This is a genomic window from Trinickia soli, from assembly GCF_002879855.1.
Classification (GTDB): Bacteria; Pseudomonadota; Gammaproteobacteria; order Burkholderiales; family Burkholderiaceae; genus Trinickia; species Trinickia soli.
In genome coordinates, this window is sequence record NZ_PNYB01000020.1 from 24,208 (window position 1) to 40,096 (window position 15,889).

Genomic DNA, 15,889 nt, shown 5'->3' on the forward strand with positions numbered 1-15,889 from the left:
GCCCTTTATTTCCAGATGTTCAGCGGCGACATGATCCAGAAGCCGACCACCACCACCCAGACGATGCACACGGGCAGGAACACCTTCCAGCCCAGACGCATGATCTGGTCATAGCGATAGCGCGGGAACGTCGCACGGGCCCAGATGAACACCGACAACAGCAGGAATACCTTCAGCATGAGCCAGAAGATGCCGGGGATGAACGACAGGAAGCCGAACGGCGCGCTCCAGCCACCGAGGAACATCGTCGCGGCCAACGCCGAGATCACGATCATGTTGATGTACTCGGCGAGGAAGAACAGCGCAAACGCCATCCCCGAGTAATCGATCATGTGACCGGCCACGATTTCCGACTCCCCTTCCACCACGTCGAACGGGTGGCGGTTCGTTTCGGCGATGCCCGAGATGAAGTAGACGACAAACACGGGCAACAACGGCAGCCAGTTCCACGAGAGGAACGTGATGCCATGCGAGGCAAAGAAGCCGCGCATTTGCGAGCCGACGATATCCGACAGGTTCAGGCTGCCCGAAGTCATCAGCACGACGACGAGCGCGAAGCCCATCGACACTTCGTACGAGACCATCTGCGCCGCGGCGCGCATCGCGCCGAGAAACGCATACTTCGAGTTCGAGGCCCAGCCGGCCAGAATCACACCGTACACACCGATCGACGAAATCGCGATGACGTAGAGCAGCCCGGCGTTGATGTCGCCGAGCACCGCCCGCGCCTGGAACGGAATCACGGCCCAGACCGCGAAGGCGGGCACCACCGTCATGATCGGCGCGATCAGATAGAGCGAGCGGCTTGCCGCCGTCGGCTGAATCACTTCCTTGAGCAACAGCTTCAGCACGTCGGCGATCGGCTGCAGCAGACCGGCGGGTCCGACGCGGTTCGGCCCGAGACGCACGTGCATCCAGCCGATGAGCTTACGTTCCCAGAGAATCAGGTAGGCGACGCACAGCAGAATTGCGACGGAGACGACGACGATGCGCACGAGCGCCCACACCGTGGGCCATGCTGCACCGAGCGCCTGCGCGCCCCCCGCGTTGATCGTATCGAACAAGCTCATTTACGCCTTCTCCACCACGAGTGTTCCGAACAGGCCGCCCAGCGCCGCGCCCAACTGCGTGCCGGCCGAGACGCGCACCGCCGTCGGAGCGAGCATCGCATCGCGCGTCGCGCCGGCCTCGACCGAGCGGTCGCCCTGGCGCACGCGCACCTTGTCGCCTTCCTTCAAGCCAAGCTGGTCGAACAGCGCAGCAGGCAGGCCGACCTGGGCCGCCACGCGGCTCGCCGCCGTCAGATGCAGCGACGGCGCGCGGCGCACGAGCGCATCGGCGTGATAGATCGGCACGTCGGCGATGCGCTCGAGCGCACCGTTCGTTGCCGTCTGCGCGCCGCGTGCGATCGGGGCCTGCGTGCGGTTGGACAGGCGCGTCGTATCGACGCCCTGCGGCAGCGCCGCGTTGCGCACTTCTTCGACCGTGTCGTAATCGAAACCGGCCAGGCCGAGCACGTTGCCGATCACGCGCAGCACCTTCCAGCCCGGGCGTGTTTCGCCGAGCGGACGCACAACGCCGTTGAACGCCTGCAACGTGCCTTCCGCGTTGACGAACGCACCGGCCGTTTCCGTGAACGGCGCGATCGGCAGCAGCACGTCGGCGTAATCGAGGCCCGTCTTGAACGGCGACAGTACGACGACCGTTTCCGCCTGACCCAGTGCGGCAAGCGCCTGGGTCGGATCGGCCGTATCGAATTGCGGTTCGAGGTTCAGCAGCACATAGCCCTTGCGCGGCTTTGCGAATGCTTCGCGTGCGTTCGCACCCTGTGCGCCCGGCAGTGCGCCGACGAGATGCGCGCCGACCGTGTTCGCCGCTTCCGTCAGGAAGCCGAGCGTGGCGCCGGTTTGCTCGGCGATCCACTGCGCGAGCGCGTGAATGCGCGAGAACTCGGGATGCTGTACGGCGCTGTTGCCGAGCAGCACGGCGCGCTTTTCACCGTTTGCGAGCGCGGCGGCCACTTCTTGCGCGGCTGCCGACGCTTGCGCGCCCGCGACGCCTTCGGGCAACGCGACACCGCGTGCTTGCGAGACGGCGGAGGCGATACCGGCCAACGCGTCGACCCAGGCCGACGGCGCGGCGACGATCGTCTTCGCCGTCGGAATCAGCGAGTTGTCGCCCGTGGCGTGCAGCAGATGCAGCTTCGCGCCCGTGCGCGCCGCCTGACGCAGACGCGCGGCCATCAGCGGATGATCGCGACGCAGGAACGAACCGATGACGAAGGCGCTATCGAGCGTCGACAAATCGGCGAGCGGCATGCCGAGCCACGGTGCGCCCGCGGTCGATGCCGGGAAATCGGATTGACGCAGGCGGAAGTCGACGTTCGACGTGCCGAGCCCTTGCGCCAGTTGCTTGAGCAGGAACAGCTCTTCGACCGTGCTGTGCGCGCTGCCGAGCACGGCGAGCGCATCGGCGCCGTGATCGGCCGCCACGCCCTTCAGGCTCTTCGCGACGTACTCCAGCGCCGTCTGCCAATCGGTTTCGATCCATTGGCCGCCTTGCTTGATCATCGGCTGCGTCAGGCGATCTTCGCTGTACAGGCCTTCGTACGAGAAGCGGTCCTTATCGGAGATCCAGCATTCGTTGATCGCTTCGTTCTCGAGCGGCAAGGCGCGCATGACGCGATTGTTCTTGCTCTGCACGACGAGGTTCGCGCCGACGGAATCGTGCGGGCTGACCGACTTGCGGCGCGACAGCTCCCATGTGCGGGCGCTATAGCGGAACGGCTTGCTCGTGAGCGCGCCGACCGGGCACAGATCGATCATGTTGCCCGACAGTTCCGAGTCGACGGTCTTGCCGACGAACGTCGTGATTTCCGAGTGCTCGCCGCGGCCGAGCATGCCGAGCTCCATGACGCCGGCGATTTCCTGGCCGAAGCGAACGCAGCGCGTGCAGTGAATGCAGCGCGTCATCTCTTCCATCGAAATCAGCGGCCCCACGTTCTTGTGGAAGACCACGCGCTTCTCTTCCGCATAGCGCGAAGCCGACTTGCCGTAGCCGACGGCCAGGTCTTGCAGCTGACACTCGCCGCCCTGATCGCAGATCGGGCAATCGAGCGGGTGATTGATGAGCAGAAATTCCATCACCGATTGCTGTGCCTTGACGGCCTTGTCGGACGTCGTGCGCACGACCATGCCGGCCGACACGGGGGTCGCACACGCGGGCACGGCCTTCGGCATCTTCTCGACTTCGACGAGACACATGCGGCAGTTGGCCGCGATCGAAAGCTTCTTGTGATAGCAGAAGTGAGGAATGTACGTGTCGACCTTATGCGCAGCCTGGATGACCATGCTGCCTTCCGGCACCTCGACCTTCTTCCCGTCTATTTCAAGTTCAACCATGATGGTGAATGGTCCTTAACCTATTTACCGCTCAATCTTTTGCTCGCTGAACCGCCCCGCCGAAGGTCGTTCGGCGGGCGGCCGGAATGAAGCGATGATTCCGTGCGACGTACCGCGACGCTCACGGCCGAGCCGTTATGCAGTCACCGCGTCGGCAGCATGCGACACACCCGCGTGGCCGCCTACGAGGCAACGCTTGTGCTCCACGTGATATGCGAATTCGTCCCAGTAATGCTTCAGCATGCCGCGCACGGGCATTGCCGCCGCATCGCCGAGGGCGCAAATCGTACGGCCCATGATGTTCTCGGCCACCGAATTGAGCAGATCGAGATCTTCCTGGCGCCCCTGACCGTGCTCGATGCGATTGACGACGCGATAGAGCCAGCCCGTCCCTTCGCGGCACGGCGTGCATTGGCCGCACGACTCTTCATAGTAGAAGTACGACAGACGCAGCAGCGAGCGCACCATGCAACGCGTTTCGTCCATGACGATCACGGCGCCCGAGCCCAGCATCGAGCCGGCCTTCGCGATCGAATCGTAATCCATGTCCGTCTGCATCATCAGGTCGCCCGGCACGACAGGCGCCGACGAGCCCCCCGGAATAACGGCTTTCAGCTTCTTGCCGCCGCGCATGCCGCCAGCCAATTCCATCAACGTCGCGAACGGCGTACCGAGCGGAATTTCGTAGTTGCCCGGACGTTCGACGTCGCCCGACACCGAGAAGATCTTCGTTCCGCCGTTGTTCGGCTTGCCGAGTTCGAGATAGGCCTGCGGCCCGATCTCGAGCAGGAACGGCACCGCGGCGAACGTCTCGGTGTTGTTGATCGTCGTAGGCTTGCCATAGACGCCGAAGCTGGCCGGGAACGGCGGCTTGAAGCGCGGCTGGCCTTTCTTGCCTTCGAGCGATTCGAGCAACGCGGTTTCTTCGCCGCAAATATAGGCGCCGTAGCCGTGATGCGCGTAGAGCTCGAACGAGAATCCCGAACCGAGGATGTTATCGCCGAGGAAACCGGCACGACGCGCCTCGTCGAGCGCCTCTTCGAAGCGTTTGTACACTTCAAAGATTTCGCCGTGAATGTAGTTGTAGCCGACCGTGATGCCCATTGCGTAGGCGCCGATCGCCATCCCTTCGATGAGCGAATGCGGATTCCAGCGCAGGATGTCGCGGTCCTTGAACGTGCCCGGTTCGCCTTCGTCCGAATTGCAGACGAGGTACTTTTGCCCCGGGAACTGACGCGGCATGAAGCTCCACTTCAAGCCCGTCGGAAAGCCCGCGCCGCCACGACCGCGCAGGCCCGAAGCCTTGACGTCGGCAATGACCTGCTCGGGCGGAATTTTCTCTTCGAGGATACGGCGCAGCTGCTTGTAGCCGCCGCGCGCGACGTAATCGTCGAGATGCCAGTTCTCGCCGTTCAGGCCGGCGAGAATCAGCGGTTTGATGTGACGGTCGTGCAAAGACGTCATTTCGAAAGCTCCTCGAGCAAAGCGTCGATCTTCTCGCGGCTCATGAAGCTGCACATGCGATGATTGTTCACGAGCAGCACCGGTGCGTCGCCGCACGAGCCGAAGCATTCGCCTTCCTTGAGCGTGAACCTGCCGTCGGGCGTCGTTTCGCCGAAGTCGATGCCGAGCTTCTGTTTCAAATAATCGGCCGTGGCCTCGGCCCCGCCATGGGGCCCGAGCTGGCACGGCAGGTTCGTGCAGAGCGTGATCTTGTGCTTACCGACGGGCGAGGTCTCGTACATCGTGTAGAAGGTCGCGACCTCCTGCACGGCAACGGCCGGCATGCCCAGGTAATCGGCCACGAACTGCATCAGTTCGGGCGACAGCCAGCCGTGCTCCTCTTGAGCCACGGCCAACGCCGACATCACGGCGGACTGTTTCTGATCGGCGGGATACTTCGCCACCGCGCGATCGATTTCTTTCAGGCCTTCAGCTGAGATCATTTTGTGAACACGAACTCTTTCAATTCCTACCGAACGAAAACCTGCCGCCTTTGCTCGTTGCGACAGACCCGGCGCGGCTGGCGGGGAGCGATGCCCCTCGCCCACTGCGCGCCGTGCGGCGCTTACCGGTCGATTTCGCCGAACACGATGTCCTGCGTACCGATGATGGTGACGGCATCCGCGATCATGTGACCGCGCGCCATCTCGTCGAGCGCAGCCAAGTGGGCATAACCGGGCGCGCGAATCTTGAGGCGATACGGCTTGTTCGCGCCGTCCGACACCAGATAGATGCCGAATTCGCCCTTCGGGTGCTCGACCGCGGCGTACGCCTCGCCTTCCGGCACGTGAAACCCTTCCGTGAAGAGCTTGAAGTGGTGGATCAGCTCTTCCATGTTCGACTTCATGCCCACGCGCGAAGGCGGTGCGACCTTATGGTTGTCGGTCATCACCGGGCCCGGATTCTTGCGCAGCCACTCGATACATTGCTTGGCGATACGCGTGGACTGACGCATTTCTTCGACGCGCACGAGGTAGCGGTCGTAGCAATCGCCGTTCACGCCGACGGGGATGTCGAAGTCGAGCTGATCGTACACCTCGTACGGCTGCTTCTTGCGCAAATCCCACTCTATCCCCGACCCACGCAGCATCGGGCCCGTCAGACCCATCTGGAAAGCGCGCTCGGGGCTCACGACACCGATACCGACCAGACGTTGCTTCCAGATCCGGTTATCGGTGAGCAGCGTTTCGTACTCGTCGACACAACCGGGGAAACGCGCGAAGAAATCGTCGATGAAATCGAGCAGCGAACCTTGCCGCGCTTCGTTCATCCGCTCGAGCGCCTTCGCATTGCGAATCTTGGACGCCTTGTATTGCGGCATCGCGTCGGGCAGATCGCGATAGACGCCACCCGGACGATAGTAGGCCGCATGCATACGCGCACCCGACACGGCCTCATAGACGTCCATCAAATCTTCGCGCTCGCGGAACGCATAGAGGAAGACGGCCATCGCGCCGACGTCGAGCGCATGCGCGCCGATCCACATCAGGTGGTTCAGCACGCGCGTGATTTCGTCGAAGAGCACGCGGATGTACTTGGCCCGCAGCGGCACATCGATGCCGAGCAGTTTTTCGATCGCCAGCACGTAGCCGTGCTCGTTGACCATCATCGACACGTAGTCGAGACGATCCATGTACGGCACGGATTGAATGAAGGTCTTGTTCTCGGCCAGCTTTTCGGTAGCACGATGCAGCAAGCCGATATGCGGATCGGCGCGCTGGATCACTTCGCCGTCGAGCTCGAGCACGAGGCGCAGCACGCCGTGCGCTGCCGGGTGCTGGGGGCCGAAATTGAGCGTGTAGTTCTTGATCTCTGCCATGGCGACCTCTTAGTGTTTCAGACCGCCGTAGCGATCCTCGCGAATCACGCGCGGCGTGATTTCGCGCGGCTCGATCGTCACCGGCTGGTAGACGACGCGCTTCTCTTCCGGGTCGTAGCGCATTTCGACGTAACCCGATACCGGGAAGTCCTTGCGGAACGGGTGGCCGATGAAGCCGTAATCGGTCAGGATGCGGCGCAGGTCGGGGTGACCGTCGAAGACGATGCCGTACAGGTCGAACGCTTCGCGCTCGTACCAGTTGGCCGAATTCCAGATCTCCACCAAAGACGGCACGATCGGCAGTTCGTCGTCAGGCGCGAACACGCGCAGACGCAAACGCCAGTTGTTCGACACCGACAGCAGATGCGATACCGCCGCGAAGCGCGGGCCATCGTAAGCGCCGTCGCCGTAGGTTTGATAGTCGACGCCGGCCAGATCGATCAGCTGCTCGAAACCGAGCGTGCGGTCATCGCGCAGACGCTTGGCGACATCGAGGTAATCACCGGCCTTCACGACGATGGTCAGTTCGCCGACCGATTCGGTGATGCTCGTCAGACGGCCGCCAAAGGCCGCCTCGAGGGTCGCTTTGAGAGTCTCGAGTTTGCTTGCCATATTGTGGGAAAGCTTGCGCTTATTGACGGGCGATGGTGTTGGTGCGCCGGATCTTCGCCTGCAGCTGGATCACGCCGTAGACGAGCGCTTCCGCCGTCGGCGGGCAACCGGGCACATAGACGTCGACCGGCACGATGCGATCGCAACCGCGCACGACCGAATACGAATAGTGGTAGTAGCCGCCGCCGTTCGCGCACGAGCCCATCGAGATCACCCAACGCGGCTCGGCCATCTGGTCGTAGACCTTGCGCAGCGCGGGCGCCATCTTGTTGCAGAGCGTACCGGCCACGATCATCACGTCGGACTGACGCGGGCTGGGACGGAACACGACCCCGAAACGGTCGAGGTCGTAGCGGGCCGCCCCCGCATGCATCATCTCGACCGCGCAGCAGGCGAGCCCGAACGTCATGGGCCAGAGTGAACCCGTACGCGTCCAGTTGATCAGCTTGTCAGCCGTGGTGGTGACAAACCCTTCCTTCAAGACCCCTTCGATACTCATTTGCTGTGTACTCCAGACGGGACGGCGCGCTTCGCGTCGCCCGCGAGAAACCGGCGATTAACCCATCACTCCCAATCGAGCCCGCCCTTGCGCCAGATGTAGGCAAAACCAAGCAAGAGTTCGAGCAAGAAAATCATCATCGCCATGAAGCCGAGCCAGCCGATGTCGCGCAGGGCGACGCCCCACGGAAACAGGAACGCGGTCTCGAGATCGAAAATGATGAACAGGATGGCGACGAGGTAGTAGCGCACATCGAACTTCATGCGCGCGTCTTCGAACGCTTCGAAGCCGCACTCGTACGGCGAATTCTTGGAATTGTCGGGACGACTGGGGGCGAGGATCTTGCCGATACTGACAAGTGCAATGCCTAAACCGGCGCCCACAAGGAGGAAGAGCAATACGGGGAAGTAGGCTGCGAGGTTCAAGACTATCCTCTTTCGGTTGGTTCTGAGTACCGTAGGGATCGGTCCCACCCCTACAGAAAATCACTTCGTTCTACCGGTCCTGCAAGATACACTGCATGCAAGACGTAAGCATGACCCCAGAAGTGACAATGCCAGCCGAAGCGGAAGCATGCGGCTGGCATTGGATAACTTTGGTGCCGACGGCGAGACTCGAACTCGCACAGCTTTCGCCACTACCCCCTCAAGATAGCGTGTCTACCAATTTCACCACGTCGGCACTGTCTGCAATCCGGGACACAACTCGTTGGAAACCCGCGAATCGCTTCAAGACTTAAATTCTAACGTGCTTCCAGGAATTGTTCAACGCACAAGTGCAACTTTATGCGAAATTTACTATTTCGGAACGGCGTTGCTCGACGGCGCAGCCGCCGCCGCCGGTAGCGAAGCGGGAACCGATGCAGCCGATGCGGAGAGCGCAGCAGAAGCGGCCGGAGCCGTTGCCGCACCGAGCACACCCGCGGAGGGCTTGGACTTGTACGACCCGAGGTAGGTCAGCGTCAGCGTCGTCGCAAAGAAAATAGCTGCGAGGATTGCGGTCGTACGCGACAGAAAATTCGCAGAGCCGGTCGCGCCGAACAAGCTGCCCGAGGCTCCGCTACCGAACGCCGCACCCATGTCCGCGCCCTTGCCATGCTGCAACAGCACAAGGCCGATTACGCCCAGCGCCGACAACAATTGCACGACGATGATCAACGTTTTAAAAAACAGCATCTGACTCACCTGGTTTGAGGTTTGAGCATCCGGCTCGAATCGCCGGACACCGCTTCGCACTTGCGCCCGACTGTCAGCGAGCTTCGCCCGCCGCTTTCGCCGCCGCGCAAATCGCGAGGAAATCCTGACTCTTGAGCGACGCGCCGCCAATAAGGCCGCCGTCGATATCCGCTTGACCGAACAGCGCCAACGCATTCTCGGGCTTCACGCTGCCGCCGTACAACAACGCCACGCCGGCCAACGACGCGTCCTTTTTCGCGAGACGCGCACGCAGGAACGCATGCACTTCCTGCGCCTGTTCGGCCGTCGCGCTGCGGCCCGTGCCGATGGCCCAGACGGGCTCATAGGCAACCACCATGCGAGCCGCCTCGCCCACCGACAACAATTCCAGCACCGCATCGAGCTGGGCGCCCACGACAGCTTCGGTCGTACCCGCCTCGCGCTCGGCCAGCGTTTCGCCGACACAGACGATCGGCGTGAGGCCGGCTTCGAGCGCACGCCGCGCCTTCGCCGCGACGAGCTCCGAGCTTTCCGCGTGATAAGCGCGACGCTCCGAGTGGCCGACAATCGCGAGCGTGGCGCCGAATTCCGCTGCCATCTCGGCGGCGACTTCGCCGGTATACGCCCCGTGCGCGTGGGTCGAAATATCCTGCACGCCCCACGCGATCGCGGTGCCTGCGAGTTGTGCCTGCACCTGCGCGAGGTAAGGCGTAGGCACGCACACACCCATGCGAACCGCTTCCGCAACGGCGCCTGCGCCTTCGGCAACCGCTTGCAAGAGCGTTGCATTGTCCGCAAGCCGCCCATGCATCTTCCAGTTACCGATCACCCACTTCACACGCTGTTCCGCCATGCCTTGCCCTTGTGTTTGCCCGTCGTGCCTGCCGCCCACGGTCAAAGACCGGCGGCGCGTCATCCGACACCGGTTTCGCCTGACCGCTTTTTAGCGCCGCTTGTGGTCCCGCTTGGTCCCGCGCTTGGTCCCGTATCGGCGCCGAAGGCGCACGCAAAACGCTCAATTTTACTGTGCCTGGGCAGAGCCGGTCAAACCGTGAGCGCAAACGGCGCGCAGAGCCGCCGGGGGCGGCCTCTGTGCCGGTAGTGGCGCACTGGAAGAACAGACACATGCAAGCGCAACCCGGTACGGGCATCGCACCGGGCGCGCAAAGGGGGATGGAACGAAACGGCCGACGATGGATGGTGAATGCTCACTTCGCGCGCGGCGACTCGAGCGGCGGCGTGCCGTCATGAAAGAGCGTCAGCAGTTGCGAACGCAACTCGGGCGAATCGACATGGCGATGCACGCTGACCGCGTGCTGCACGGCGGCCTCGATCAACTCCTTCTCACTGTCCGCGGCCAACGCGACCGTGCAGTTCATTTCGCTGGGAAACTCCCGGCAGTCGATGTATTTACGAGTCATGATGTCGCTCCTTGATCGAAATGATTAGCCCCCCGTTCAAGGCACAGCGCCCTTACGCGGCCGATGGTTTGATGTTCTGGTTATGTCGAAACACGTTGCCCGGGTCAAAACGCGACTTGACCGCGACGAGGCGTTCGTAATTCGGTCCATACGCGGCCCCTACGCGTGCGCCTTCCTCCTGCGTCAAAAAGTTGACGTAGACGCTGCCGAGGGCAAACGGTGCGGACGCCGCGAAAAAAGCACGCGCCCATTCGGTGCAACGCGTGTCGTCATTGGGATCGTCCCAGCGGGCATGGACATTCATCACGTATTTGGCATCGCGGCTGCAGTAAGCCGTCGCGTCGCGCGGGACGCGGCAGGTGGCCCCGCCGAGCTGCCCGAAAAAAATTTCGCATTGGCCGGTTGGCAGGCGCGCAATGGCGTCCATCGCAGCATCGAGCAACCCTTGCGGCAGTTCGGAGAAGTTATGCGACTTCCAATAATTTCGACAGCCGGGCGCAAGCAGCGGATCGAATGTCTTTTGCCACGCCGTGTAGGGCATGGGGCCCAGATGCGTTCCACAAGGCGCACCAAACTCACGGACGATATTTGTCGCTCGCTCGCCCTCTTCCACCGGCCCCGTATAGCAGAGTGCAAACACGAGAACCGGCTTGCCATGCATGTCGACCGGAAGAAACGGCAGCGGCGGCGCAAGCCGCATGACCGCCCATATCGACAGTTCATCAGGCATTGCGTCGATGGCGGCATCGTATTTTCGCAAGGCATCGGGCGCCTGCTCGAGCGGCAGCACGAACAATCCGCCATAGATTTGCGGCCCTACCTGATGCAACGCAAATTCGAACATGGTCACGACGCCGAAATTGCCGCCGCCGCCGCGAATCGCCCAAAGCAGATCCGGCTCGTTCTGCGCGTGCGCATGCACGAGCGCACCGTCCGCCGTGACGATGTCGGCCGCCACGAGATTGTCGACCGACATGCCGTACTTGCGACTCAGCCAGCCGAAACCGCCGCCAAGCGTCAAGCCTGCCACGCCGGTCGTCGAGTTGATGCCGAGCGGCGTCGCAAGGCCAAACGCCTGCGCCTCGTGGTCGAATTCGCCAAGGGTGACGCCTGGCTCGACGTAGGCGCGCAATCCGACAGGATCGATACGCACCGATTTCATCGGCGTCAAATCGATCATGAGGCCGCCGACGCATACGGCGCTGCCCGCGATGTTGTGCCCGCCGCCCCGCACCGCAAGCAGCAAATCGTGTTCGCGCGCGAAGCGGACCGCCTCGCGCACGTCGGCCACGCCGGCGCAACGAACAATGACGCCGGGCCGGCGATCGATCGCGGCATTCCAGATTCGTCGGGCTTCGTCGTAGCCGGGCTCGCCGCTTTGCAATACCTGGCCTCGGATCGCCCCTTTCAAAGTTTCTATCGCACTGCTCGCAAGCTCGGCCACGGCAACCTCCGCGCATCTTTTACTACGCGCTCAAAGAACTTTCATCGCTTTCAGGCAACTCCACGCCATGAAAGCCCGATGAAAGATCTCACCGTAACCAGTGATAGGTCGTCAGCCGCGATCACAAAAGAACAATACGGAAATGTGCGGTGAGTGTGGACATATGCGTGCAGCGTGACGCGCTGGCACCATTCCTGCCCGGCCGAAGGCAAAATAAAAAGCCGCTGGCAAATCAACGGCTTAAAACGTCGGACGGATACGACCCCGCGCCGCCTATGCCGCCTCGGTGCTCCAGTCGAGAACGATCTTGCCGATATGCTCGCCGCTTTCCATCAGCGCGTGCGCATCCTTGGCATCGCGCGCGGGCAGCACCCGGTAGATGATCGGCTTGATACTTCCCGCTTCAATGAGCGGCCAGACGCGCGCTTTAAGCTGTGCGGCGATCCTGGCCTTGAAGTCGATCGAACGAGGGCGCAGCGTCGAGCCCGTCACGGTCAAGCGCCGACGCAGCACCTCGCTGAGATTCACCTCAGCTTTCGCGCCGCCCAGCAACGCGATGATGACGAGCCGGCCGCCGTCGGCCAGCGCCGAAAGCTCCCGCGGCACGTAGCCACCGGCCACCATATCGAGAATCACGTCGACCCCGCGGTCGTTCGTCAACGATTTCACGACTTCGACGAAATCCTCCGATTTGTAATTGACCGCCCGCTCCGCGCCGAGCGCCTCGCACGCTTTACATTTCTCGGCCGTCCCTGCGGTCGCGAACACGCGGAAGCCGAGCGCATGCGCAATCTGAATCGCTGCGACACCGATACCGCTCGAACCGCCTTGCACGAGCAGTGTCTCATTGGCTCCGCCCTCGCCCGCGCCGAGTAGCCCGCGATCGAACACATTGCTCCATACGGTGAAGAACGTTTCCGGTAGCGCCGCGGCCTCGAGATCGGTCAGCCCGGCCGGCACGGGCAGGCATTGCGCGAGCGGCACGCTGGCGAATTGCGCATAACCGCCGCCCGCTACGAGCGCGCACACGCGATCGCCCATCTTGAGCCCGAACGGATTGTGCTTTTCGTCGATGTTGCCGCCGACGATTTCTCCGGCAATCTCGAGCCCCGGCAAATCGGACACGCCCGGCGGCGGTGCATAGGCGCCCTTGCGCTGAAAAACGTCGGGACGATTCACGCCCGACGCCGATACCTTGACGAGCACCTCACCATTGCCGGGCACCGGCTTCGGTCGCTTCGCCAGCGCGAGCACTTCAGGCCCGCCGAATTCGGTAATCTCGATCGCTTTCACGTCACCTCCGTGGCAGTCGCACAAGGACACGCGCTATTCTGATGAAAAAACGGCCGGCGCGCTTGAGAAGCGGCCGGCCGTTTCATGAGACCCGCCATTGGCATAGGCAGGCCCGAAGTATGAAGCGTTACTGCTGGGGCGCGGAATCGGACGACGATGCAGCCGCACCGCCTTCGTTCAGCAGCGCCTTCGACGACAGACGTACGCGACCCTTTTCATCCGTTTGGATAACCTTGACCTTGACGTGTTGGCCTTCGGTCAGGTAGTCCTTGATGTCCTTGATGCGCTCGTTCGCGATCTCGGAGATGTGGAGCAAGCCGTCCTTGCCCGGCAGGATGTTCACGATCGCGCCGAACTCGAGCAGCTTGAGGACGGTGCCCTCGTAAACCTGACCGACTTCGATTTCGGCCGTAATGGCTTCGATGCGACGCTTGGCTTCGGCCATGCCTTCGCTGCTCGTGCTCGCGATCGTGACAACGCCGTCGTCGGAGATATCGATCGTCGTGCCGGTTTCTTCCGTCAGCGCGCGGATGACCGAGCCGCCCTTGCCGATCACGTCGCGGATCTTCTCGGGGTTGATCTTGATCGTGATCATGCGCGGTGCGAACGCCGACAGCTCCGTGCTGGCGCCGGACACGGCATCCTTCATCTTGCCGAGGATGTGCATGCGGCCTTCCTTCGCCTGCGCGAGCGCGACCTGCATGATTTCCTTCGTGATCCCCTGGATCTTGATGTCCATCTGCAGCGCCGTCACGCCCTCAGCCGTGCCGGCCACCTTGAAGTCCATGTCGCCGAGGTGATCTTCGTCGCCGAGAATGTCGGTCAGCACTGCGAACTTGTTGCCTTCGAGGATCAGACCCATCGCGATGCCGGCGACATGCGCCTTCATCGGCACGCCAGCGTCCATCAGCGCGAGGCAGCCGCCGCACACCGACGCCATCGACGACGAACCGTTCGACTCGGTGATTTCCGACACGACGCGGATCGAGTAGCCGAATTCTTCGGCGCTCGGCAGGCATGCGACGAGCGCACGCTTGGCGAGGCGGCCGTGGCCGATTTCGCGGCGCTTGGGCGTACCGACGCGGCCCGTTTCGCCCGTGGCGAACGGAGGCATGTTGTAGTGAAGCATGAAGCGCTCGCGGTATTCGCCTTCGAGCGCATCGATGATCTGCTCATCGCCCCTCGTGCCGAGCGTGGCGACGACGAGTGCTTGCGTTTCGCCGCGCGTGAACAGCGCCGAGCCGTGCGTACGCGGCAGCACGCCGGTGCGGATTTCGATCGGGCGCACCGTACGCGTGTCGCGGCCGTCGATACGCGGCTCGCCGTTCAGGATCTGGCTGCGGACGATCTTCGCTTCGATGTCGAACAGGACGTTGCCCACGGTGGCCTTGTCGACCGGCATGCGGCCGGCAGCCACCGCCTCTTCGTCGAGCTTCGCACCCGTTTGCGCGTAGATTTCCTTGAGCTTCGTCGAACGTTGCTGCTTGTTGCGCAATTGGTAAGCGGCGACGAGTTCGCCGTGTGCGATCTCGGTGACGCGGGCGATCAGCGCTTCGTCCTTCGGCGCCGGCTGCCAATCCCATTCGGGCTTGCCGCCTTCGCGCACGAGCTCATGGATTGCGTCGATGGCCGTTTGCATTTGCTCATGGCCGAACACGACGGCGCCGAGCATGACGTCTTCGGGCAGTTGTTCGGCTTCCGACTCGACCATCAGCACGGCACGCTCGGTCCCGGCAACGACGAGATCCAGACGCGATTCCTTCTGCTGCGCACGCGTCGGGTTCAACACGTACTCGTTGTTGATGTAGGCAACACGGGCGGCGCCGACCGGGCCGTTGAACGGCAGGCCCGAGACGGCCAGCGCGGCCGACGCGCCGATCAGCGCGGGGATGTCGGCCGGCACTTCCGGGTTGATCGACAGGACGTGAATGACCACCTGGACTTCGTTGTAGAAGCCTTCCGGGAACAGCGGACGCAGCGGACGATCGATCAGGCGCGACGTAAGCGTTTCGTGCTCCGAAGGACGGCCTTCGCGACGGAAGAAGCCACCCGGGATCTTGCCGGCGGAGTACGTTTTTTCGATGTAGTCGACGGTCAGCGGGAAGAAGTCCTGGCCCGGCTTGGCCGACTTCGCGCCGACGACGGTGGCCAGCACGACGGTGTCTTCGACGTCGACGATGACGGCGCCCGATGCCTGGCGTGCGATCTCGCCCGTTTCGAGGCGAACGTTATGCTGCCCCCATTTGAATTCTTTGACCACTTTATTGAACATGGACATAGTCACTCCTTCTCTTTTTTCATCTGTTTGGATTCGCCGCCGCGATGCGCGAGGCATCGTCAAGCGGCGCCGACAGCCGGCGCACCTGCGGGAAGAGTAGTGTTATGCCATTCCAGCGCCGCGCTCAGCGGTTGAGCGGCCTGCTCGCCGCGCTGGAATGACACAAAGCTCCGCCCGCCTTTGCCGGCCGCTTTGAATCGGCCCGGCACGCAAACGACGCGAACCGGGTTGAACCTCACCGACACGCACGACGCGTGCCGTCCGGCCTTGCATGGACCGCAAGTTACTGCCGAGGTTACTGCAATAGCGCCAAGTGCATTCGCACGCCCTGCGCGGGGTTCTACCGGGTACTGAAGCACCAGGTAGAACCGACTGCACTCTGTGTGAGATAGCGCTAAGCGCTGAAGCGCCAAGCGCCATCGCAAAAAACAAAATGCCTGTATC

Annotated in this window: 14 protein-coding genes and 1 tRNA gene; all 15 read right to left on the reverse strand. The window is 62.7% G+C overall.

Features of this window, described 5'->3' with window-relative positions:
- Positions 1-5: 5 nt before the first annotated feature.
- The 15 genes from nuoH to pnp all read right to left on the reverse strand — a co-directional run bounded on the left by nuoH (position 6) and on the right by pnp (position 15,445).
- A complete protein-coding gene (gene nuoH, locus C0Z19_RS20675; RefSeq protein WP_102611708.1) occupies positions 6-1,070 on the reverse strand; it encodes an NADH-quinone oxidoreductase subunit NuoH in 1,065 nt (354 codons plus the stop codon).
- Positions 1,071-3,401, reverse strand: coding sequence for an NADH-quinone oxidoreductase subunit NuoG (gene nuoG / locus C0Z19_RS20680; protein ID WP_102611709.1), 2,331 nt, complete (start codon positions 3,399-3,401; stop codon positions 1,071-1,073). It lies immediately after the preceding gene.
- A gap of 135 nt (positions 3,402-3,536) precedes the next feature.
- Positions 3,537-4,865 (reverse strand): NADH-quinone oxidoreductase subunit NuoF, encoded by a 1,329-nt coding sequence (gene nuoF, locus C0Z19_RS20685; protein ID WP_102611710.1) that lies wholly within the window; start codon positions 4,863-4,865, stop codon positions 3,537-3,539.
- Positions 4,862-5,347, reverse strand: coding sequence for an NADH-quinone oxidoreductase subunit NuoE (gene nuoE, locus C0Z19_RS20690; protein ID WP_102611711.1), 486 nt, complete (start codon positions 5,345-5,347; stop codon positions 4,862-4,864). Before nuoE ends, nuoF begins: the two co-directional genes overlap by 4 nt.
- 122 nt (positions 5,348-5,469) lie before the next feature.
- Positions 5,470-6,723: an NADH-quinone oxidoreductase subunit D gene (locus C0Z19_RS20695; RefSeq protein ID WP_102611712.1), complete on the reverse strand. Its 1,254-nt coding sequence runs from the start codon at positions 6,721-6,723 to the stop codon at positions 5,470-5,472.
- Between the two features lie 9 nt (positions 6,724-6,732).
- Entirely contained in the window at positions 6,733-7,335 is a 603-nt protein-coding gene (locus tag C0Z19_RS20700) for an NADH-quinone oxidoreductase subunit C (RefSeq protein ID WP_102611713.1), read from the reverse strand.
- A 19-nt stretch (positions 7,336-7,354) separates the two neighbouring features.
- Positions 7,355-7,834: a NuoB/complex I 20 kDa subunit family protein gene (locus C0Z19_RS20705; protein ID WP_006052903.1), complete on the reverse strand. Its 480-nt coding sequence runs from the start codon at positions 7,832-7,834 to the stop codon at positions 7,355-7,357.
- A gap of 65 nt (positions 7,835-7,899) precedes the next feature.
- Positions 7,900-8,259 carry an NADH-quinone oxidoreductase subunit A gene (locus tag C0Z19_RS20710; RefSeq protein ID WP_102611714.1) on the reverse strand — a complete coding sequence of 120 codons (360 nt, stop codon included), beginning with the start codon at positions 8,257-8,259 and terminating at the stop codon, positions 7,900-7,902.
- 171 nt (positions 8,260-8,430) lie between these two features.
- A tRNA-Leu gene (locus C0Z19_RS20715) sits at positions 8,431-8,515 on the reverse strand.
- 116 nt (positions 8,516-8,631) lie between these two features.
- Complete coding sequence (gene secG / locus C0Z19_RS20720; RefSeq protein ID WP_102611715.1) at positions 8,632-9,009, reverse strand: preprotein translocase subunit SecG; 378 nt, start codon at positions 9,007-9,009, stop codon at positions 8,632-8,634.
- Between the two features lie 73 nt (positions 9,010-9,082).
- Complete coding sequence (gene tpiA / locus C0Z19_RS20725) at positions 9,083-9,862, reverse strand: triose-phosphate isomerase (protein WP_102611773.1); 780 nt, start codon at positions 9,860-9,862, stop codon at positions 9,083-9,085.
- Between the two features lie 355 nt (positions 9,863-10,217).
- Positions 10,218-10,430, reverse strand: coding sequence for a DUF1059 domain-containing protein (locus C0Z19_RS20730; RefSeq protein ID WP_102611716.1), 213 nt, complete (start codon positions 10,428-10,430; stop codon positions 10,218-10,220).
- A gap of 52 nt (positions 10,431-10,482) precedes the next feature.
- On the reverse strand, positions 10,483-11,874 hold the full coding sequence (locus tag C0Z19_RS20735) for an FAD-binding oxidoreductase (RefSeq protein ID WP_102611717.1): 1,392 nt from the start codon (positions 11,872-11,874) through the stop codon (positions 10,483-10,485).
- Positions 11,875-12,147: 273 nt separating this feature from the next.
- Positions 12,148-13,167 carry an NAD(P)H-quinone oxidoreductase gene (locus C0Z19_RS20740; RefSeq protein WP_102611718.1) on the reverse strand — a complete coding sequence of 340 codons (1,020 nt, stop codon included), beginning with the start codon at positions 13,165-13,167 and terminating at the stop codon, positions 12,148-12,150.
- 127 nt (positions 13,168-13,294) lie between these two features.
- Positions 13,295-15,445 carry a polyribonucleotide nucleotidyltransferase gene (pnp, locus tag C0Z19_RS20745; protein ID WP_102611719.1) on the reverse strand — a complete coding sequence of 717 codons (2,151 nt, stop codon included), beginning with the start codon at positions 15,443-15,445 and terminating at the stop codon, positions 13,295-13,297.
- Between the last annotated feature and the right edge of the window lie 444 nt (positions 15,446-15,889).